At 35.0% G+C, this 19,755-nt stretch carries 19 protein-coding genes; 12 read left to right on the top strand and 7 right to left on the bottom strand.

Translation table 11 applies throughout. The features are described from left to right. Nucleotides 1-17 precede the first annotated feature (17 nt). Nucleotides 18-1,190: a proline dehydrogenase family protein gene (locus G9C87_RS04105; protein WP_172278440.1), complete on the top strand. Its 1,173-nt coding sequence runs from the start codon at nucleotides 18-20 to the stop codon at nucleotides 1,188-1,190. A 102-nt stretch (nucleotides 1,191-1,292) separates the two neighbouring features. Here G9C87_RS04105 and G9C87_RS04100 read toward each other — a convergent pair whose 3' ends face one another. Further along, on the bottom strand, nucleotides 1,293-1,832 hold the full coding sequence (locus tag G9C87_RS04100) for a helix-turn-helix transcriptional regulator (protein ID WP_172278438.1): 540 nt from the start codon (nucleotides 1,830-1,832) through the stop codon (nucleotides 1,293-1,295). Between the two features lie 831 nt (nucleotides 1,833-2,663). On the opposite strand from G9C87_RS04100, the gene G9C87_RS04095 reads away from it, so the two are divergent. Continuing rightward, nucleotides 2,664-3,773 (top strand): M14 family zinc carboxypeptidase, encoded by a 1,110-nt coding sequence (locus tag G9C87_RS04095; protein WP_172278436.1) that lies wholly within the window; start codon nucleotides 2,664-2,666, stop codon nucleotides 3,771-3,773. A gap of 64 nt (nucleotides 3,774-3,837) precedes the next feature. Here G9C87_RS04095 and G9C87_RS04090 read toward each other — a convergent pair whose 3' ends face one another. Then, the gene (locus tag G9C87_RS04090; RefSeq protein WP_172278434.1) at nucleotides 3,838-4,353 is read right to left on the bottom strand and encodes a DUF4920 domain-containing protein; all 516 of its coding nucleotides are present in this window, start codon (nucleotides 4,351-4,353) and stop codon (nucleotides 3,838-3,840) included. 144 nt (nucleotides 4,354-4,497) lie between these two features. Between G9C87_RS04090 and G9C87_RS04085 the strand changes: the two genes are divergently transcribed. From G9C87_RS04085 to G9C87_RS04075, 3 genes are all read left to right on the top strand, one after another. Further along, entirely contained in the window at nucleotides 4,498-5,913 is a 1,416-nt protein-coding gene (locus G9C87_RS04085) for an APC family permease (RefSeq protein ID WP_172278432.1), read from the top strand. 189 nt (nucleotides 5,914-6,102) lie between these two features. Further along, entirely contained in the window at nucleotides 6,103-6,543 is a 441-nt protein-coding gene (locus G9C87_RS04080) for a GPW/gp25 family protein (protein ID WP_172278430.1), read from the top strand. Nucleotides 6,544-6,564: 21 nt separating this feature from the next. Further along, nucleotides 6,565-8,448 (top strand): type VI secretion system baseplate subunit TssF, encoded by a 1,884-nt coding sequence (locus tag G9C87_RS04075; protein WP_172278428.1) that lies wholly within the window; start codon nucleotides 6,565-6,567, stop codon nucleotides 8,446-8,448. Nucleotides 8,449-8,501: 53 nt separating this feature from the next. On the opposite strand, the gene G9C87_RS04070 is transcribed toward G9C87_RS04075, so the two are convergent. The 3 genes from G9C87_RS04070 to G9C87_RS04060 all read right to left on the bottom strand — a co-directional run bounded on the left by G9C87_RS04070 (nucleotide 8,502) and on the right by G9C87_RS04060 (nucleotide 10,193). After that, nucleotides 8,502-8,801: a putative quinol monooxygenase gene (locus G9C87_RS04070; RefSeq protein ID WP_172278426.1), complete on the bottom strand. Its 300-nt coding sequence runs from the start codon at nucleotides 8,799-8,801 to the stop codon at nucleotides 8,502-8,504. A gap of 19 nt (nucleotides 8,802-8,820) precedes the next feature. Beyond that, on the bottom strand, nucleotides 8,821-9,495 hold the full coding sequence (locus G9C87_RS04065) for a type 1 glutamine amidotransferase domain-containing protein (RefSeq protein ID WP_172278424.1): 675 nt from the start codon (nucleotides 9,493-9,495) through the stop codon (nucleotides 8,821-8,823). Nucleotides 9,496-9,617: 122 nt separating this feature from the next. Further along, a complete protein-coding gene (locus tag G9C87_RS04060) occupies nucleotides 9,618-10,193 on the bottom strand; it encodes a Crp/Fnr family transcriptional regulator (RefSeq protein ID WP_172278422.1) in 576 nt (191 codons plus the stop codon). Nucleotides 10,194-10,347: 154 nt separating this feature from the next. On the opposite strand from G9C87_RS04060, the gene uvrA reads away from it, so the two are divergent. The 3 genes from uvrA (at nucleotide 10,348) to G9C87_RS04045 (ending at nucleotide 14,182) form a co-directional block, all read left to right on the top strand. Then, nucleotides 10,348-13,176: an excinuclease ABC subunit UvrA gene (gene uvrA, locus G9C87_RS04055; RefSeq protein ID WP_172278420.1), complete on the top strand. Its 2,829-nt coding sequence runs from the start codon at nucleotides 10,348-10,350 to the stop codon at nucleotides 13,174-13,176. 350 nt (nucleotides 13,177-13,526) lie between these two features. Beyond that, on the top strand, nucleotides 13,527-13,922 hold the full coding sequence (locus G9C87_RS04050; protein WP_172278418.1) for a hypothetical protein: 396 nt from the start codon (nucleotides 13,527-13,529) through the stop codon (nucleotides 13,920-13,922). Nucleotides 13,923-14,047: 125 nt separating this feature from the next. Next, entirely contained in the window at nucleotides 14,048-14,182 is a 135-nt protein-coding gene (locus tag G9C87_RS04045) for a bacteriocin-like protein (protein ID WP_172278416.1), read from the top strand. A gap of 34 nt (nucleotides 14,183-14,216) precedes the next feature. On the opposite strand, the gene G9C87_RS04040 is transcribed toward G9C87_RS04045, so the two are convergent. Continuing rightward, nucleotides 14,217-14,756: a hypothetical protein gene (locus G9C87_RS04040; RefSeq protein ID WP_172278414.1), complete on the bottom strand. Its 540-nt coding sequence runs from the start codon at nucleotides 14,754-14,756 to the stop codon at nucleotides 14,217-14,219. Nucleotides 14,757-14,899: 143 nt separating this feature from the next. Here G9C87_RS04040 and G9C87_RS04035 point away from each other — a divergent pair, with 143 nt between their 5' ends. The 3 genes from G9C87_RS04035 (at nucleotide 14,900) to G9C87_RS04025 (ending at nucleotide 16,351) form a co-directional block, all read left to right on the top strand. After that, the gene (locus tag G9C87_RS04035) at nucleotides 14,900-15,412 is read left to right on the top strand and encodes a DUF421 domain-containing protein (RefSeq protein WP_172278412.1); all 513 of its coding nucleotides are present in this window, start codon (nucleotides 14,900-14,902) and stop codon (nucleotides 15,410-15,412) included. A 4-nt stretch (nucleotides 15,413-15,416) separates the two neighbouring features. Next, nucleotides 15,417-15,917 (top strand): GNAT family N-acetyltransferase, encoded by a 501-nt coding sequence (locus G9C87_RS04030; protein WP_172278410.1) that lies wholly within the window; start codon nucleotides 15,417-15,419, stop codon nucleotides 15,915-15,917. Nucleotides 15,918-16,111: 194 nt separating this feature from the next. After that, on the top strand, nucleotides 16,112-16,351 hold the full coding sequence (locus G9C87_RS04025) for a hypothetical protein (protein ID WP_172278408.1): 240 nt from the start codon (nucleotides 16,112-16,114) through the stop codon (nucleotides 16,349-16,351). A 317-nt stretch (nucleotides 16,352-16,668) separates the two neighbouring features. On the opposite strand, the gene G9C87_RS04020 is transcribed toward G9C87_RS04025, so the two are convergent. Next, entirely contained in the window at nucleotides 16,669-16,983 is a 315-nt protein-coding gene (locus G9C87_RS04020; RefSeq protein ID WP_172278406.1) for a DUF4286 family protein, read from the bottom strand. A 148-nt stretch (nucleotides 16,984-17,131) separates the two neighbouring features. Here G9C87_RS04020 and gyrA point away from each other — a divergent pair, with 148 nt between their 5' ends. Further along, the gene (gene gyrA, locus G9C87_RS04015) at nucleotides 17,132-19,732 is read left to right on the top strand and encodes a DNA gyrase subunit A (protein ID WP_172278404.1); all 2,601 of its coding nucleotides are present in this window, start codon (nucleotides 17,132-17,134) and stop codon (nucleotides 19,730-19,732) included. The last annotated feature ends 23 nt before the right edge of the window (nucleotides 19,733-19,755 follow it).

The following is a 19,755-nucleotide window of genomic DNA, read 5'->3' as shown; positions in this document are numbered from 1 at the left end:
AAATTTAATAAAAAGGAATGCCCATTTTTAACGATACTAAAGTTGCATTTGCAGACAAAACAGATGCCCAATTAAGAAAAGCATATTGGATGTTTAAAATGATTGAACAACCGGCTTTAACCAGTGTTGGAACTTCTATTCTTAATTTTACCGTTCATCATAATTTTCCGTTTGTAACCGGGATTGTAAAAAATACTTTATTTGAACAATTCTGTGGGGGTGAAACACGGGAAGAAAGCATGAAAGTGGTAAAGCAATTATTTAAAAGAGGGGTTGGAAGTATTTTCGATTATTCAATTGAGGGAAAAGAAGATGAAGAAACTTTTGATGCAGTATGTAAGGAAATCAAGGATATTGTAAGATTCTCCGTAGGAAATCCGGCAATTCCATTTATTGTTTTTAAGCCTACAGCTTTTGGAAGAATTGATCTGTATGAAGCAGTTGGTAAAAACGCAGAGCTAACGACCAGCCAGAAAGAAGAATGGGAAAGAGTGGTAAGAAGGTTTGATGAGGTTTGTAAGCTTTGCCATGAGAATGATAAGAAAGTAATGGTTGATGCAGAAGAAACATGGATGCAGGATGCTGCAGATCATCTTTGTGAAGAGATGATGGAAAAGTACAACAAAGAAAAACCAATTGTTTGGAATACGATTCAGATGTACAGAACCGGAAGGCTGGAATACATGGAAAGCCATTTGCAAAGAGCCCGAGAAAAGAATTATTTTATCGGATATAAAATAGTACGTGGAGCTTATATGGAAAAGGAAAGAGCCAGAGCAGAACAAAAGGGATATGCAGATCCTATCCAGCCTAATAAAGAAGCAACTGATAGGAACTATAATGCAGGAATTGATTTTGTAATGAATCATTTAGATAAAGTTTCAGCATTTTTTGGAACCCATAATGAGATCTCTTCCGAGTTGGTTATGGATAAAATGAAAACAAAATCTCTGGAAACGGGTAATCCTCATGTATATTTTGGACAACTTTACGGGATGAGTGATAATATTACATTCGCTTTATCAGATAAAGGCTATAATGTGGCTAAATACCTTCCTTATGGCCCAGTAAAAGACGTAGTTCCTTATTTGACCAGAAGAGCTCAGGAAAACACTTCTGTGGCCGGGCAGACCGGTAGAGAACTGGGACTGTTAAAGAAAGAATTAGAAAGAAGAAAAAACAGTAAATAATTAATACCAATTATTTAAAAATAATAAACCTCACCAATTGTGAGGTTTTTTTATTCGCAATACTAGAGAATCTCAAGATAATAAATGATTGGCAATGCTTTTTTATGGCTCAAAACTTTCGAATTTTCCGTTTTCATAAAACAAAACGATTCTTTTTATCTTACTTTGTTGATTTTCAATTACTTGATTAATAATTTTCTCATTTGAATTCTCTAATCGCTGAGAATCGTTTATTTTTTCCTGAGCTTTAACGTTGTACGGTATAGGAGATTCTCGAAGGGGTTGTTTTTGGGTAACAATTTCATCTTCATCAATGCCGAAATCTTCATCATCGTTCATCATGGTAAACAGATCAGGGAGGGAAGTAGGCTTTAACTTTTCTTCATCCGGTTCATCTGGTTCCGGAACTGAAGTTTCGGGTAAGGCTGATTTGAGCATTTCACCTTCGCCATTGACTAACCAATCCCAAAGGATCTCAGGGAAATGAGATTTTATTTTTATAATAAATTCCAAAGAAGGTTTGTTCCTTCCGGAAGTGATATGAGAAATGGAAGATCGCTGTACATCGATCTCATCTGCGAATTCAGAAGGAGTAAGTCTTGAATACTCGATAACTTTAGAAATTCTTTCATTTAAACTCATAAAAATAAGCTTTTAATTGTTTTACAAATGTAAATAATAAATTTACAAATGCAAAATACAAATGTAAATAATTATTCACATTCATAATATACAAAAGTAAATAGGTATATTGTTGATAAACAACATATTATATTACTCATAAAATTCTACTGTAATTTTTATTCAACAATTTATCCTCATATCTGATTTTAGTGATATATACTTAAAATAAGAAGTGAATAAATTTCCTGTTAATAGGATGCTGTTCAAAAATTAGTATTAATCTTCTGATAAGGCTCTATTCATCACTATTTATTGTCTTTTTGAATGACGCTGGAGTAGGACCAATGATAAATGCCTGATTTCAACCATATATAATATGAAGTTATACTCAAATTTAAACGCTAAGTGTCTATTAATGGCTATTTCTTATGAGAAACTGATTAAGATTAATCTGAAAATTCCTCAATGCATTACTATATGATAAAATGACTTTTTATCTGTCCTATTTAATGACGGAAATCAAAAAAAATAAGAAAATAATCCACAATTTACATTTGTATACAAGGCAGGAAATTTATGTTTTCCACATCTTACTGTGTTTAATCACATTACCCTCAATTGAGGGTAAATAGGGAATTGATCACTTCAAGTAAATTTAAAATAAGCATTTAGATAATCGTAGTAAATATTTGATTTTAAATTACTTAATAATATTATATTAAATTATTAGCAATCCACAATTTTATCCACAGACATTATGGCAATTTACATTGTTTAATAAAGTTACAAATGTTAATTTTATTTTCTCTTTAAAAATGGCTAATTTTGACTCATGTAAATTATTATGAAATGAACTTTGAACAGATCTATCTTCAAAATCCAAATTTTCCTAATCGCTATATTTCCCCTGAAAAATTATTTTTTTACCTACAGACGAATCTCAGCGAATATATTACAGAGATCGGAAGATCGTATTTGGAGAAGCCCATTTATAAATTAAGTATTGGCAGTGGACCTATTAAAATACTGGCATGGTCGCAAATGCATGGAAATGAATCAAACGCTACCCATGCTATGCTTGATTTGCTGGTAAGTCTTGATAAATATCCTGAAATGAAGGAAGATTTATTCAGCAAGATCAAACTTGACTTTATCTTTATGCTAAATCCTGATGGCTCTGAAAGATGGACAAGGCTAAATGCAACGGATATAGACCTTAACAGGGATTTTCATAATGAGGCCAGTAAAGAGATTAAGTTCCTTAAGAATATAGTATCTGCAAACCAATATGATTATGCTCTGAATTTACATGAGCAAAGGACTATTTTTACAACAGATGGAATCCATCCAGCCACACTTTCGTTTTTGGCTCCCTCTGAAAATGAAGAGCGCACCGTTACGGACAACAGAAAAAAATGTATGGCAGTGATTGGGAGTATATACAATCATTTAAAAGATTTAATTCCTAATCAGATTGGAAGATATTCTGATGAGTTTTATCCAACATCAACCGGTGATAATTTTATTAAAGCCGGAATGCCTACGATTCTATTTGAGGGAGGACACTTTGTAGATGATTATACAAGGACAGGAACAAGAAAATATTATACTATAGCATTATTCTATGCTTTAAAAGCAATCAGTGAACTTAATTCTGATATTACAGGCTGGGAATCTTACCTCGATATTCCGGAGAATAAAGAAAGCCATTACGATATTATCTACAGAAATGTAAAACTGAATACAGATCATCATTGTATTTTAGATATCGCTGTTCAGTACAGAGAAATTAAAGAAGAAGGAAAAGATGATTTGTCTTTTATTCCATTTGTTATGGAGGTAGGAGATGTAAAGAAAAGAAAGGGTTGGCTTGAAATAGATTGTACGGGAAAGAAATTCGTGTGCGCTACCAAATACCCTAAGCTGGATGAAAAAGTAGATTTTAGTATTGAAGATTAAAAAATGAAAAATAAAAAGCAGAACATTTGTTCCGCTTTTGTTTTATTAGATGAGGTCTGCAGGATTAATTAACAACTTTGATTCCATTAGCTACAAATCTCACTTCCTCTTTTGGTTTTGTGATAGCGTCAATCTCTGATTGTGGTTTTTTAGCATCTTCAGCATAATGCTTTTGTTCATCTACAGAGATTACTTTTCTTTCGGCATTTCCTTCCAAAACAACGTTTTTCCCCTTCAGAGCAGTAGGAACGAAGAATGCATAATCTTTCATTTTTACAAAGAACTGAGAATTATCTTCAGTCTGAATAGTTAGCCAGCATCCTTTTTTCTCACATACATCGGTTACTTTTCCTTTGATGGCTACATTCTCAAGTTTTTTATTTTCTTTTTTCAGTTTTTTACCAAGTTTTTCAACCGTAATCGCCTTAGATTCTACTGATGAGTCAACACCTGCACCATAAGTATCTCCCACGATAGCATTTCCTGCCGGCGGAGCGAACTTTTTCTGTGATGTCTCCTGAGCGAATGCTACAGTAGAAGTACTGATTGCAACCGCAAGTAATATGGATTTGAATTTCATTTTTAATATTTTTTTCAAAAATAACAATAAAAATTGAATTAATAAGTTAGATATACTTGATAAAAAATAGGTGTATTTGTAATTTTTGCATAAAATTCAAAATCAGAAACTTATTTGTTTATATTTGGAAATTCTAAATAATCTATGCAGAAAAAATTAAAACTTTGGGATGCCATTATGTTGGTAATGGGTTCTATGATTGGGAGTGGAATCTTTATTGTAAGTGCTGATATGATGCGGAATCTGGGATCCGGATACTGGTTGATCGTAGTATGGGTTATTACAGGAATAATGACAGTGGCAGCAGCAATAAGCTATGGGGAACTGTCTGCATTGTTTCCTAAAGCAGGAGGACAATATACTTACCTTAAGGAGATTTTCGGTAAAAGGATGGGGTTTCTATATGGCTGGGGGCTTTTTACGGTTATTCAGACGGGTACTATTGCTGCCGTTGCAATGGCTTTTGGTAAATTTACTGCTTACCTGATTCCAGCACTTAATGATGCTGAAGCAATTTTTCAGAGTGGTGAGTTTAAGATAACATGGATCCAGATATTAGCAATTGCCGTTATTCTTCTTCTTACATACATCAACACAAGAGGAGTAGAAAGCGGGAAGATTTTACAGAATATCTTTACAGGCTCTAAAATTATAGCATTAATAGGTCTTATTGCAGCCGGATTTATTTTAGTTGATGTTTCCCATCTTTCTGAAAATTTTGGATTTGGTTATGACTCATTTAACAATCTGAAAAAAGATATTAGCGGAAATTTTCTCAAACATGGATGGGAACCTATTGGAGGAATGACCTTACTTGGAGGTATTGCCGCAGCTATGGTAGGTTCCGTTTTCAGTTCTGTAGCCTGGGAGAGTGTTACTTTTGTATCCGGCGAAATTGATAATCCTAAAAAAAATGTGGTTAAGGCAATGATCTATGGTACTTCTGCCGTAATGCTTCTGTATATAGCAGTAAATTATGTATACCTGAATGCTTTGGACCGGGATTCCATTGCTTTCGCGGCTAATGACAGAGTAGCGGTAGCTGCTTCGCATCATATATTTGGAAGTGCCGGAACAATTATTATTGCTTTACTGGTCATGATTTCTACTTTTGGGTGTAATAACGGACTGATCCTCGCAGGAGCCAGAGTTTTCCAGACAATGGCGAAAGATGGTATGTTTTTCCAGTCGGCAGAAAAAAACAATAAAAATGCAGTTCCCGGAAATGCACTTTGGATGCAGGGAATCTGGGCTTCTTTATTATGCCTGAGCGGGCAGTATGGAAATTTACTGGATATGATTTCTTTTGTGATTGTTTTATTCTATATGATTACTGTTTTTGGTGTAATCTATTTAAGATTTAAACAGCCTAATCTTGAGAGACCTTATAAGACATGGTTATATCCTGTTACTCCTCTTATTTATTTATTAATAGGAACCGGATTTTGTATTTTACTATTGATCTATAAGCAACAATATACCTGGCCGGGGTTTATAATGGTGATATTAGGGCTTCCTGTCTATTATTTTATCAACAGGAACAAAAAAACAGATCAGTAGTACGATCTATTTGCTAAATAAAAAACATCCTGGCAACGGAGGTAAAAAATAGTTTACGGCTTTCAAGATACTTTGAAAGCCGTAATTTTTAAATGATATTTTTATTTCTTATTATTTCCTGAAAATGTTTAAATTGGTATTTTGTTTTATGCGAATGAAATAATACTGTCAAAACAAAAAAGTTGATATATGGACACACCAAATTACAGAATGCCTTTTGTTCCGTCAACACTAATGTCCGAAGGAGGAAGTATTGATACCTGCGACATGGGAGAGAGTATAGCCCATAACATTATGTTGCTGATAACCACTAAAAAAGGAGAAAACAGATATGATGAAAATTACGGAAATGATGTTTGGAACCTTGAATTCGATAATGGAGTTACAAGCGCTGTTTGGGAGAATATATTCATTAAAAGTCTAAAAAGACAGATACAGGAATATGAACCAAGAATTGTTCAGCCACAGATTGACGCCCACATACAAATTGTAGAACATAGCTACGATACCAAAGAGCATACGGAAATAAAGAAAAAAGTAAAGATTGCCATTAATGCCAAAATGGAGGCAACCGGTGAGCGTTTTAGCTTTTCTACAGAGCTTTTCCTGAGCCCTATGTCTATTGATTAATGCTTATTGTAATTGAAATTTATGAATCTAGATCAAAATATATATTCCAAAGAATCTGTAAAGGCAAGAATGCTTCAAAACGCAACGAAAGTATGGGGATTAAAAAGTCCGCAATCTTTGGACCCGTTTGTGAAATTACTGATAGATGCCTTCAGTACTGAAATTTTTAAAGCAAATAATGAAATACAGACGGTAAATGCCCGTATTTTAGAGAAACTGGCAAAATTACTGACTCCTTCTATTTATACACATCCAATTCCGTCGCATGCTATTGCCTTTACTCAACCTTCAGAATCTTCAGAAGTATTGCTTGAGCATACGGAGTTTTTCTTTAGAAAGCAGATGACCTCTACGGTTAAATCAGAATCGGATAAACAGGTTAACATTCCTTTTACGCCAATCGGTAATGTAAGAATCAATAGAATTCAAACTTCTATTATGTTTGTAGGGAATACATGCTATAGTATCGATGACCGACTGAATAAAATACCTATTTCAAGATTTCAGGGAAAACCGGAAGATTACCGTAAGGTAACCATTGGAGTGGATGTCTCTAAGTACGTAAGTGAGAATTTTCCTAAATATTTAAGTATATTTTGCTCCAATCCTGCCTTTGAACATCTGGATTTTGTTTATAAGCTATTGCCTTATCTTACGGTTACAAGCGATGGCAATCCATTATTTGTGAGGGAAGGCTTATCATATCTTAAAAATGCTCAGGCAGAAGGATATGAACAAATGTTCCGTGAACAATCGATCAGGACAAAAACAATTGAAGATATTAAAAGCATCTACCATCACAAATTCATTGAAATAACAGGATTATCAAACAGCTTGTTTTCGGAAGCCGGTAAACTCCCACAGAATCTGAATTTTCTTGAAGGAAGAGAAGAAATAGAAAAATATATTGATGGAAAACAATATCTATGGCTGACTTTTGAATTTCCGCCACAGTTTTCTTCAGAAATTCTGGATAATTTCTCATTTGTTTTCAATGCTTTTCCTATTTATAACAGAGGATGGAAAAAAACAGAATACAGCCTTGATATCATGGGAAATAACATTCCTTTGGTAACAGATGAAGGAGAACATTTCTTATATGTTGATGAGGTACAGGATGGAGAGGGAAGGAGATATACGGAAATTCCTTTTACTCCGACCGATGACCTTAAAAAAGGACTTTATACGGTAAGAAAAGGAGGAATGGAACGCTTTACCAACAGAAATGCAGTCGATATGATTGCCAATGTTCTGGAACTCACAAGAGACGAGATTGCAGCATTTTCACTTTTAAACCGGGATAATGTAAAAGGAATGTTGAGCGAGATGTCTGATAAAATGAAATCAATGGTACAAAAGGTTAATAATGCTAAAAGAAGTATCAAGCAGGAACTGAATTACGTTATTATGGAACCTGTTGAAAAGACTGATCATACATATGCATCCTTTTGGATTACTCATTGTACTCTGGCCAATCATATGCGTCCGGGAACCGAATTATCCAATCAGCTGAAATCGCAGTCTTTAGTGCTTCTTACAGAAACAATCGGAGGAGCTGAAGAACAAAAAGGAACAGACAGCATTCAGGCCTATAAATATGCACTTACAACCCGTGATAAGATAATCTCATTGGAAGATGTGAAAAATTATTGCAGAATGGTTCTTAAAGATGAACTGAAAGAGGTAAGGGTGAGAAGGGGAACTATGATCAGCAATAAGCCTAAGGAAGGTTTTGTACGAACAGTAGAGATTGAAATTATCCCTCAGAATTATTCTTTTTACGGAAGAGCGTATTGGGAGAATATGTCCAACATGCTTCGGAACCAGATCATTTCTAAAGCAATAGATGGTATAGAATATATTGTCAGTATCAGTAACGAAGATGTTGACTTTTTTGAAAACTAAAATAAAAAATTCCGGAAAAACATAATTTCCGGAATTTTAATTTTATAAAGGCATCATACAATTTTATCCATAAGGATCACTTCTCTGCTTTCGAGTAAAGGAACAATTTGTTCCAACACCAATTTCTTAAAATATTCAGAATTACGATGTATCTCTATAGCCTCTGAATTTTTGTATCCTTCAAATAAAATCAATGTATTCCTATCCGATTGACTCTGATGGAGTTTATAAAATAAATTTCCATCTTCCCGGGAGCTTTGTTTAGCAACTTCTTTCATCATATTCAATACGGTAGGTAATTCTCCCTCTTTTACCTGCCACCTCGCATATACATAAACTTCTTTCTGGCTCATTTTTTTAGATTTAATTAGATTATTTAGCTTCTAAGGCAGCAACTATTTTTTCACCCACTCCTTTTGCGGAGGCGGGGTTTTGTCCTGTAATCAGATTCCCATCAGCAATGCTGTTCGCTGACCATGGTTGTGCAGCGTGGAAAATAGCGCCTTGTTCCGTTAAAGCAGATTGAAGGTCAAAGGGAACATCTTTTCTCGCATAGTTGTCTTCTTCTTCCGTGGTAAAAGATGTAATATTTTTTCCGGCTACCAAATAGCTTCCATCGCTTAATTGTACATTGAGAAGAGATACAGGACCATGACATACGGCTCCTACAATACCATTTTTTTCATATATCTCAGCTATAAATTTCTTGAGAAGAGGTGCTCCCGGCATATCTACCATTGGTGCTAAACCACCGGGTATGAACACAGCATCATATTCATTACTATTAAAACCGGATAACGAAGCTGCTTTTTGCATATCTGACCATCCGGTACCTGTAAGGAATTTTAAATTATCAGGATCATCAGCTAAATTTAAGGCATCTAGAAATGGTGTCTCTCCTGTCAGACTGGCAAAATCAATCTGATAACCGGCTTTTAAAAATTCTGCATACGGATGTGCTACTTCCGGAAGGAAAGTTCCTGTTCTTCTGTTTTCCGGCCCGATTGAGCTGGCGTTGGATACAATGATTAATACTTTTGGTTTCATGACTTGAATTATTTATTATTTTGCTTCATCGGAATTCTTCCGATTGATATAGCAAATTTATGGTGATAAGGCATGCTAAAAGAAGGATCGGAGTCACAAAAAAAGTGTGATTTCGATCACACTCAGTACTTGTTATCATTGGTATACAATCTGCTTAGAGTCTCTCTGCTTACGCCCAGATATTCCGCAACATATTTTTTCGGGATCTGGAGGATAAGATCTGGGTATAATCTTGAGAATTCTTCATATCGCTGTTGAGGTGTACTGGATAATAGTAATGTAATCCTTTGCTGTAAAGCAATATATCCATTGGTAAGTTTTACTCTGAAGAAATGTTCCATTTTATGAAATTCAGCCGCCAGTTTCTCTCTTCCTTCAAGGGTCAGGCATACCACTTCACCCTCTTTCAGGCATTCCACAAACATAGTTGCATTGTTTTGCTTAAAAAAACCGATGTAATCGGTCATCCACCAGTTCTTTTTGGCAAACTGTACAATATGTTCTTTTCCATTTTCATCGATGTAAAAAACTTTATAAATTCCATCTAAAGCCAGGAATTCAAATTTTACTTCATCACTTTCGTGAAGCAGAAATTGATTCTTACGGACTTTCCTGAGTGTAAAAAATGTTTTGATATATTCGAATTCTTCATCAGTAAGGGACGTTATCTCTTCAATATGGTCGCGTAGTCTTTGCATTGATTAGTTAGGGTTAAAGCAATGTAAATTTAAACTTTAAAAAACAAAAACAGGACTTTTAGAGTTAATTAATCTAACACTTTTTAACATAAAAAATTCCATAAAATTCCGTAATTTTGCACATTGTGATTTTCAGGTAAAGTCACGCCAAATTATGAGTAAATCAACAGAATATATAGAAATTTACGGCGCACGCGAGCACAACCTTAAAAATATCAATGTCAAAATTCCACGCAATGAATTAGTGGTTATTACGGGGCTTTCCGGTAGTGGAAAATCTTCATTGGCTTTTGATACCATTTTTGCAGAAGGCCAGCGTCGTTATATAGAAACATTTTCTGCTTATGCACGACAATTTTTGGGAGGATTGGAACGTCCTGATGTCGATAAGATAGAAGGATTATCTCCCGTAATTGCTATCGAGCAGAAAACAACAAATAAAAACCCAAGATCTACAGTAGGAACGGTTACGGAATTGTATGATTTCCTTCGTCTGTTATATGCAAGGGTTTCTGACGCCTATTCCCTTTCTACAGGAAAAAAATTGGTTAGCTATACGGAAGACCAGATTCTTGAAACTATTAAAGAAAACTATAAAGGGGAAAAGATCATGCTTATGGCCCCTGTAGTCCGTTCAAGAAAAGGGCATTATCATGAGCTTTTCGTACAGATGGCGAAAAAAGGGTATGGGCAGGCAAGAATTGATGGTGAACTACAGGATATTGAATATGATCTAAAGCTTGATCGTTATAAGACACACGATATTGATATCGTTATTGACCGTTGGATCATTGGAGAAAATGCATCTGAAAGCAGAATGGAGAAGTCACTCAGAACTGCTATGGAGATGGGAGAGGGAATTATCGGAATTCAAAAATTAGGAAGTACGGAAATTGAGTACTTTTCAAAAAACTTAATGGATGCAGAAACAGGACATTCATTAGCATTGCCGGAACCCAATACATTCTCCTTCAACTCGCCGAAAGGAAGCTGCCCGGACTGTAAAGGTCTTGGTACTATTAAAAAGATTAATACGGATTATTTTGTGGAAAACCCTAAATTATCCATTAATCAGGGAGGTCTGTTGCCTTTAGAAGATATTAAATCGAATAAATGGATTTTAGCACAGATTAAAAATATCCTGGAGATATTTGGTTTAGGTCTTACAACTCCCATGAAGGATATTCCTGAAGAAGCTTTGGAATATATATATTATGGATGTCATAAAGAATTTAACAAAGATCTTAAATATGCAGGGATCACTAAAAAGATAAAGATTAATTTTGATGGATTGATTCCTTTTATGGAAGAAATTATTGATGAAAAAGAATCTTATGAAGGGGTTTTATTGGAAAGACATTTTACTACTGAGGAAACATGTCCTGAATGTAACGGAACCCGCCTGCAGCCATCAAGTCTGAGCTTTAAAATTGATGGTAAAAATATTGCTGAGGTTAATGGATTGAGTTTGGCTGATCTGAAAGATTGGCTCCATGATGTTAAAGATAAATTCTCAGAAAAAAATAAAATTATTGCTTACGAAATCTTAAAAGAAATCGAAACCAGGCTTCAGTTTTTGCTGGATGTGGGATTAGACTATTTAAGCTTAAGCAGAAGCTCAAAAACGCTTTCAGGGGGAGAATCCCAAAGGATACGTCTGGCTACACAGATCGGTTCTCAATTGGTTAATGTTCTTTATATCCTGGATGAACCCAGTATCGGACTTCACCAAAGAGATAATGAGAGGCTGATCAATTCATTGAAGAACCTGAGAGATATCGGAAACTCTGTTTTAGTGGTAGAGCACGATAAAGATATGATCCTTGAAGCGGATGAGGTTCTGGATATTGGTCCTAGGGCCGGGAAGTTTGGAGGTGAAATTCTATGGCAGGGAAAACCTAAAGATCTTTTGAAAGCCGACACTATCACAGCGGATTACATTAATGGGAAAAGAAAAATCGAAATACCAGCCGAAAGAAGATCTGGAAATGGTAAGAGCATCGTTTTAAAAGGAGCTACAGGAAACAACCTTAAAAATGTAAATCTCAATATTCCTTTAGGAAAGCTTGTGGTGGTAACAGGAATTTCGGGAAGTGGTAAGTCTTCTCTCATTAACGGAACATTATATCCTATATTGAACAAGCATTTTTACAGAGCGGTTCAGGAACCTTTGCCATACAAAAAAATAGAAGGGCTTGAGAATATTGATAAAATAGTAGATGTAGATCAAGCTCCGATTGGAAGGACTCCTAGATCTAATCCAGCAACCTACACAGGAATGTTTACTGATATCAGAAATCTTTTTGCAGAGCTTCCGGAAAGTAAGATTCGCGGTTACAAGCCGGGAAGATTTTCTTTCAATGTAAAAGGTGGAAGATGTGAAACATGTCAGGGAGGTGGATTGAAAGTAATTGAAATGAACTTCCTTCCGGATGTGTATGTACACTGTGAAACATGTAATGGGAAAAGATTCAACAGGGAAACCCTTGAAGTCCGTTATAAAGGTAAATCAATTTCTGATGTACTAGATATGACAATTGATGAAGCAGTAGAGTTTTTCCAACCTATTCCTAAGATCTACAGTAAAGTTAAAACCTTACAGGATGTAGGTTTAGGGTATATTACAATGGGACAGCAATCAACTACACTATCAGGAGGAGAAGCCCAGCGTATTAAACTGGCTACTGAGCTTGCCAAAAGGCAAACCGGAAACACACTCTATATTCTTGATGAGCCTACCACGGGTCTTCACTTTGAAGATGTTAAAATTTTGATGGACGCGATCAATCAATTGGTAGAACTAGGAAATTCATTCATTATTATTGAACACAATATGGATGTAATCAAATTGGCCGACCATATTATTGATGTGGGACCTGAAGGAGGAAAGCACGGCGGACAGATTGTTGCCCAGGGAACTCCGGAAGAAATCGTGAAGTCTAAGAAAAGTTTGACCGGTAAATTTCTGAAAAAAGAACTATAGATATCCAATATTTATACTCCATTGGAATAGATATTTTTATTTACAGAATTCATTTTATAAAGAGAGGATAGTGTACTATCCTCTTTTTTATTCCTAAATCTAAAAGATTCTTGATTATCAAAGCCAATTGGATAGGAAAGATTTCGATAAAATAGGGTATAAAAAGGTGGTTTTCTCAACTCCAATATTAAATTTTCACATGATTAATCTATTTAAATATCTATTATTTAGTGTTTTATGTTTTAATATTAACTGAATGTTAATTAAATATGAACTGAATATGAATTATTTTTAATAACTTAGAGTAGCAATTATAAATGGAATATTACAATATTTAAAATCAATTAGTTATGAAAAATAAAATTCAAATAGGTGCCCTATTCCTGTCCATTATAGGATTTGTTTCATTGAGTACTTTAAAAGCACAGACTACAGATGGTAATGTCATTCCTGAAATTCAGCTGAGCAAAAATGATACGTTCAATAAAATACGAAAAGAGCTTATCAATAATTTCGACTTTACTAATTATGAATATAAACAAGGTGTTGTGAATTCAGAAGTGAAATTTGATATTACAGAAAATGGAAAAATTGTGAATGTACACTCAACAGGTGATTGCAAGAATGTAAGTAAAGAGATTGAAAATGTTTTAACGAATCTGAAAATAAATCGTAAAGATTTTAATAACAACATTATTGCTTATACCTATGTAATGCCTGTAACAGTTGAGATTGATAACAGGTAATAAATCTTTTCATAAAAGAAGTTTTGATAGTTTTTAAGTGTAAATAGTGAAAATTTTCTGCAAAAAACTGTAATAAATTAATTTGTTCTTCGTTTTAAATTTACCAAACATTAAAATTAAAAAGTATGAGAAATTTAAAGAAACTTAACAAGGAAGAATTAAAATCAGTGTATGGCGGAGAACCTAAAAAATACTGCGTATACTGTGAAAGATTGAATAAGACAGTATGTAGCGAAGTTCCAATCGCTCAGTGTCCTTAAAATAAAAAAAAAGCTGCTTGACGAAGCAGCTTTTTTATTTGTTATAGCACAGGGCCTTTTTTGTTTCGATAATAAAAGCCTTGAGTTGCTCTTTGAGGGTAGACCTTTGAGTAAAAATGATATTGTCAATTTTCCAGCCCTTATCATTGATCAGTTGAATTGTATTTTCCCAAACCAGAGTAGGATATATTTTATCGTCTGCTTTATATTCACTGATTTCCATTTCCACGATGGCTTCTGCTGTATTTCCGGTTACATTTATGCTTTTTATTTTTTGATTTGTAGCATCAGGTACTCCTGTGAAAATAAAGCTTTCTACTGCTGCAGGTTTATCAGTGGGATAGTTGCTGTTTTTTATTCTTTGGGCATCCGCATCAGCTATCCTGTTTGCTTGATCAAGTATATTTTTTAGATCAGGAGAAAAAAGTTCCTTTGAAGAAGTAGAATTGGACGGTGAAGTGTATTTATAGAGTTGGTCTATTTTAGCTGTTATTTCCTTTTCATTGCTGCTTTTGCTTGTTACACAGCTGTTAAAAAGTAGCAGTAGAGAGAGGAAAAAAAGCAGTCGTTTCATAATATTGTGTTTGATGCTAACAGATGCTCAAACTTTATGCCAATCTTTTATAATTTTTCATAATTGAATTCGATAGGACTCTATTAAAAAATACCCATCAGAATCATAAAAATTTATACATTTGATAGATATAAATATAATTGGTGAATCCTATCCTAGATGTTGTAGTCCGTTCGCTTTGCGTATACCTGTTTATGGTCGTAGCGATCCGTCTGTTCGGCAAAAATCAGCTATCTCAGCTTAACGCGGGAGATGTAGTTTTGTTATTATTAATCTCCAATGCAGTGCAAAATGCAATGGTGGGTCAGGATACTTCCTTGCAGGGTGGTCTCATTGCTGCACTTGTTCTTTTTGCCGCCAATTTTATACTAAAAAGGTTAATGTTTTCTAACCGTTCTTTTGAAACGTTTATGGAAGAAAATCCTGTAATCCTGGTGAAGGATGGTAAGATCGATGAAAAAGCTTTAAATACAGTAAAAATTACCAAAGATGAGCTGGAGGAAGCGATCAGGGAACATGGAGTAGAAAGAATAGAAGATGTAAGGTTATCGATTCTGGAAGTGGATGGGAATATCAGTGTTGTTTCGGAAGATAACCAGACAAAGCAGACTCATTATTCGAGGATAAAAAGAAAAAATAAAAGAAAATATCAGTAATAAAATGAACTACGAGATCAGAGAAATGCTTCCAAGTGACGAAGTACGTGTATTAGAAATATTTCAACAGGGAATTGATGGTGGGATTGCCACTTTTGAGACAGAGGCTCCTAACAGAGAAGTTTGGAATACGGAATTTTTCAATGATTGCAGGTGGATATTGGAAAATGAAAATAATGAAGTAGTAGGATGGGCGGCTTTGAAGCCTGTGAGTAAAAGAGAATGTTTTAAAGGTGTTGCTGAGGTGAGTATTTATTTTGATACTCAGTACCAGGGAAAAGGGCTGGGATCTGTGCTGCTTAAAAAGATGATTCTGGATAGTGAATATCATGGATTCTGGACTTTACAGTCTAATATATTTCCGGAAAATGAAGCTTCTATAAAATTTCATCAGAAGAATGGATTCAGAACAGTGGGAGTCCGTAAAAAAGTGGGAAAGCTCAATGGAGAGTGGAAAGATCTTGTCATGCTTGAAAAAAGAAGTGAGACAGTTGGGTTTGATTAGGCAGTGAGTTAAAATTATAATTTGAGAATTGTGAGCAGGAAGATGTCCGCTTTAAAAAACGGCAACGCATTCCAAAACTTTAACTTTGTCCTCTAACCTCTAACCTCTAACCTCTAACCTCTAACCCCTAACTTCTTTTTTGTTTTGGCATCAACCTTGTTTATATACATTTCGAAATTCGAAACAATGAAAATATGAACGGTTTGATAAAAATGCTAGGTGTGGTTTCTTTGACTTTAATGCTAAGTAGCTGTACAGTTCAGGAATACCACCATGGAAGGAGAGGATTACCTCCGGGCCAAGCTAAGAAAGTGTATGGCGGAAGTGCAAGATACTATGCACCGGGTCAGGTTAAAAAAAGAGTGTACTATTACGAATATGATGATGATAGAGGACGAGGACACAAGAAACATAAAAAACATCACAGAGATTAAGATCTCTTGAAAAATTAAAACCCTGTAAAAGCAGGGTTTTTAATTTTATAAGGTGTTTTAGAATTTATTATGTATAAAGTAAATATATGGCATTCAGATTGTTGTTGTTATGGTAATCATAAAAAGAAAAAATATGAAAACCCTGACTAAAACTATCGGCATACTGGCGTTGGTTTTCCTGCTGACTTCTTGTCTGCATCATCCACCTCCACCTCCAAGACCACATGGACCTCCGCATCATTCGAGGTAATGAAAGCGATTTATAATTAATTTTTAATACAACAAAAAAGCTCTGAAATCTCAGAGCTTTTTTATGATTACATTCTTGTTTTTTTAGGATTCAAGAAAGTATTGAATATCATGACCTCTTGCCCGAACTGTTTTTCAACTCTTTCTCTAATGTTTAAGAGCTCACTCTCGATAAAATCTGTCCGAAGCTCATCATTATCAAAGATCAGCAAGAGATTATAATTCTTCCCTTCGTCGATATAATCACTTTCGATCTCAGAAAGAATATATTTGTTTACATCCATAAGATTTTCAGTCATTAAAACCAATGTCTCATCCATATAATTTTCCCACTCTTCAAGATTATTTTTTGTGCAATGGAAAGTTATACTTAATAGGCTCATATTTTAAGAATTTTTAAGATTTTGTGGATAAATTCTACCACAAAAATCGGTAAAAATTTCGTAAATTAGCCCGTTATTAAAAAACCAAAATAAATAATTTTCAGACTCACAGCTAAAAGTCTGACTGTCATTATAATAAAATTTGTTTATGCAAAAAGAAGGAGAAAGACTAATTCCTATCAACATTGTTGATGAAATGAAGTCATCTTATATCGATTATTCGATGTCGGTTATCGTTTCAAGGGCGTTACCTGACGTAAGAGATGGCTTAAAACCCGTTCATAGAAGAGTGCTTTATGGTATGTATGGATTAGGGGTTTTTTCTAATAGAAAATACTTAAAATCTGCGAGAATTGTTGGGGATGTTTTAGGTAAATATCACCCTCACGGAGACTCTTCTGTATACGATGCAATGGTAAGAATGGCGCAATCCTGGAGTTTACGTTATCCACAGGTTGATGGTCAAGGGAACTTCGGTTCTATGGATGGAGATCCACCTGCAGCAATGCGTTATACTGAGGCAAGATTGAAAAAAATCTCTGACGACGTTCTTGCTGATCTTGACAAAGAAACAGTTGATTTTCAGAATAACTTTGATGACAGCTTACAGGAACCTACTGTAATGCCTACTAAAATCCCTAATCTTTTAGTTAACGGAACTTCCGGTATTGCCGTAGGTATGGCAACCAACATGGCCCCGCATAACCTGTCTGAGTCTGTTAATGCTATTGTTGCTTACATCGATAATAAAGAGATTACCATAGATGAGCTGATGCAGCACATCGTTGCTCCGGATTTTCCAACAGGAGGAATTATTTATGGATACGATGGAGTAAGAGATGCATTCCATACTGGAAGAGGAAGGGTAGTTCTTAGAGCAAAAGTTAATTTCGAAGAGATAGGAAACAGAAATGCTATTATCGTAACTGAAATTCCATATCAGGTAAACAAAGCTGAAATGATTGCCAGGACTGCTGAGCTGGTTAAAGACGAGAAAATTCCAGGAATCTATGAGATAAGAGATGAGTCCGACAGAAACGGACTTCGTATTGTATATGAGCTGAAAAATGATGCGATTCCGAATGTTGTATTGAATTTATTATATAAATATACTTCACTTCAGACATCTTTCAGTGTTAACAATATTGCTTTGGTACACGGAAGACCGGAACAATTAAACTTAAAGGATATTATCCATCACTTTGTAGAGCACAGACATGATGTTGTTATAAGAAGAACTCAGTTTGAGCTTAAGAAAGCCAAAGAAAGAGCACATATCCTTGAAGGATTCATGAAGGTGATCGGTACGCAGGACTCTCTGGATAAGGCAATTTCTATAATCCGTCACAGTGTAAACCCACAGGCTGCTAAGGAAGGATTGATTCAGGAGTTTGATCTTTCTGAAATCCAGGCCCAGGCAATTCTTGATCTGCGTTTGGCTCGTTTAACGGGAATGGAACTGGATAAGATCCGTGATGAGTATGACGCGATCATGAAAGAAATTCTGAATTTAGAAGATATCCTTGCTAACGAAAGCAGAAGGTTTGAAATCATTAAAGAGGAATTACTTGAAGTAAAAGAAAAATATGGTGATGAAAGAAGAACTGAAATCGATTATTCAGGAGGTGAAATGTCAATTGAAGACATTATTCCTAATGAAGCGGTAGTTCTTACTATTTCTCACGCAGGATATATCAAGAGGACTTCCCTGTCAGAATATAAGATCCAGAGCAGGGGTGGTGTAGGAAACAGAGCGGCAACAACAAGAGATGAAGATTTCCTTGAATATATTGTTTCTGCGACCAATCACCAGTATATGTTGTTCTTTACAGAAAAAGGAAGATGTTATTGGTTAAGGGTATTTGAAATCCCTGAAGGTTCTAAAACGGCAAAAGGAAGAGCTGTACAAAACCTTATCAATATCGAACCGGATGATAAGATCAAAGCATATATCAGAACCAATGATCTGAAAGATGCTGAATACATCAATCAGATGAGTGTGGTTATGATCACTAAGAACGGTACGATCAAGAAGACATCTCTTGAAGCTTATTCAAGACCAAGAGTTAATGGTATTAATGCTATTGAAATCAGGGACAATGACCAATTGTTAGGAGCATGGCTTACGAACGGAACTTCTCAGATCATGATTGCTACTAAAAATGGTAAATGTATCCGCTTCCCGGAAGAAAAAGTAAGAGAGGTAGGTAGAGGATCTATCGGGGTTCGTGGTATTACCATGGAAGATAATGACGAGGTAATTGGTATGATTGTTGTGAACGATGTAGAGAATGAAACCGTTTTAGTGGTTTCTGAAAAGGGTTACGGTAAAAGAACTGCTGTAGAAGATTACAGAATTACCAACAGAGGAGGAAAAGGAGTTATTACCCTAAACATTACCGAAAAAACAGGAAATCTTATTGCCATCCAGAATGTAACGGATGAAGATGGATTGATGATCATCAATAAATCCGGTGTTGCTATCCGTATGAATATGGATGAAATGCGGGTTATGGGTAGGAATACACAAGGGGTTAGAATGATTAACCTTAAGAAAAATGATGAAATTGCGGCGATTGCAAAAGTGGAGATGGATAAGGATGTAGAAGAAGAGTTGGAGGAAGGAGAAGAAGGAGCAGAATCTACACAAAGCAGCGATGCAGATGCAAATGTAATACCACAATTAGAAAATAATTCGGAAAATGAAGAGTCTGCCGATGAAACCGGAGATTCAGATTCTGAAGAATAAATGTAAATAAAATAAATTCTGAT

The organism is Chryseobacterium sp. LAM-KRS1 (assembly GCF_013184525.1).
GTDB classification, from domain to species: domain Bacteria; phylum Bacteroidota; class Bacteroidia; order Flavobacteriales; family Weeksellaceae; genus Chryseobacterium; species Chryseobacterium proteolyticum.
The sequence above is the reverse complement of the archived record's forward strand: the minus strand, read 5'-3'. Positions and strand labels throughout refer to the sequence as shown.

Bases quoted from the DNA above. Each gene is read 5' to 3' on its own strand.
- G9C87_RS04105 (WP_172278440.1), top strand. From the start codon at position 18: ATGCCCATTTTTAACGATACTAAAGTTGCATTTGCAGACAAAACAGAT.
- G9C87_RS04090 (WP_172278434.1), bottom strand. From the start codon at position 4,353: ATGAAATTCAAATCCATATTACTTGCGGTTGCAATCAGTACTTCTACT.
- G9C87_RS04070 (WP_172278426.1), bottom strand. From the start codon at position 8,801: ATGAGCCAGAAAGAAGTTTATGTATATGCGAGGTGGCAGGTAAAAGAG.
- G9C87_RS04095 (WP_172278436.1), top strand. From the start codon at position 2,664: ATGAACTTTGAACAGATCTATCTTCAAAATCCAAATTTTCCTAATCGC.
- G9C87_RS04040 (WP_172278414.1), bottom strand. From the start codon at position 14,756: ATGAAACGACTGCTTTTTTTCCTCTCTCTACTGCTACTTTTTAACAGC.
- G9C87_RS04020 (WP_172278406.1), bottom strand. From the start codon at position 16,983: ATGAGCCTATTAAGTATAACTTTCCATTGCACAAAAAATAATCTTGAA.
- G9C87_RS04050 (WP_172278418.1), top strand. From the start codon at position 13,527: ATGAAAAATAAAATTCAAATAGGTGCCCTATTCCTGTCCATTATAGGA.
- gyrA (WP_172278404.1), top strand. From the start codon at position 17,132: ATGCAAAAAGAAGGAGAAAGACTAATTCCTATCAACATTGTTGATGAA.
- G9C87_RS04045 (WP_172278416.1), top strand. From the start codon at position 14,048: ATGAGAAATTTAAAGAAACTTAACAAGGAAGAATTAAAATCAGTGTAT.
- G9C87_RS04060 (WP_172278422.1), bottom strand. From the start codon at position 10,193: ATGCAAAGACTACGCGACCATATTGAAGAGATAACGTCCCTTACTGAT.
- G9C87_RS04065 (WP_172278424.1), bottom strand. From the start codon at position 9,495: ATGAAACCAAAAGTATTAATCATTGTATCCAACGCCAGCTCAATCGGG.
- uvrA (WP_172278420.1), top strand. From the start codon at position 10,348: ATGAGTAAATCAACAGAATATATAGAAATTTACGGCGCACGCGAGCAC.
- G9C87_RS04085 (WP_172278432.1), top strand. From the start codon at position 4,498: ATGCAGAAAAAATTAAAACTTTGGGATGCCATTATGTTGGTAATGGGT.
- G9C87_RS04025 (WP_172278408.1), top strand. From the start codon at position 16,112: ATGAACGGTTTGATAAAAATGCTAGGTGTGGTTTCTTTGACTTTAATG.
- G9C87_RS04080 (WP_172278430.1), top strand. From the start codon at position 6,103: ATGGACACACCAAATTACAGAATGCCTTTTGTTCCGTCAACACTAATG.
- G9C87_RS04075 (WP_172278428.1), top strand. From the start codon at position 6,565: ATGAATCTAGATCAAAATATATATTCCAAAGAATCTGTAAAGGCAAGA.
- G9C87_RS04030 (WP_172278410.1), top strand. From the start codon at position 15,417: ATGAACTACGAGATCAGAGAAATGCTTCCAAGTGACGAAGTACGTGTA.
- G9C87_RS04100 (WP_172278438.1), bottom strand. From the start codon at position 1,832: ATGAGTTTAAATGAAAGAATTTCTAAAGTTATCGAGTATTCAAGACTT.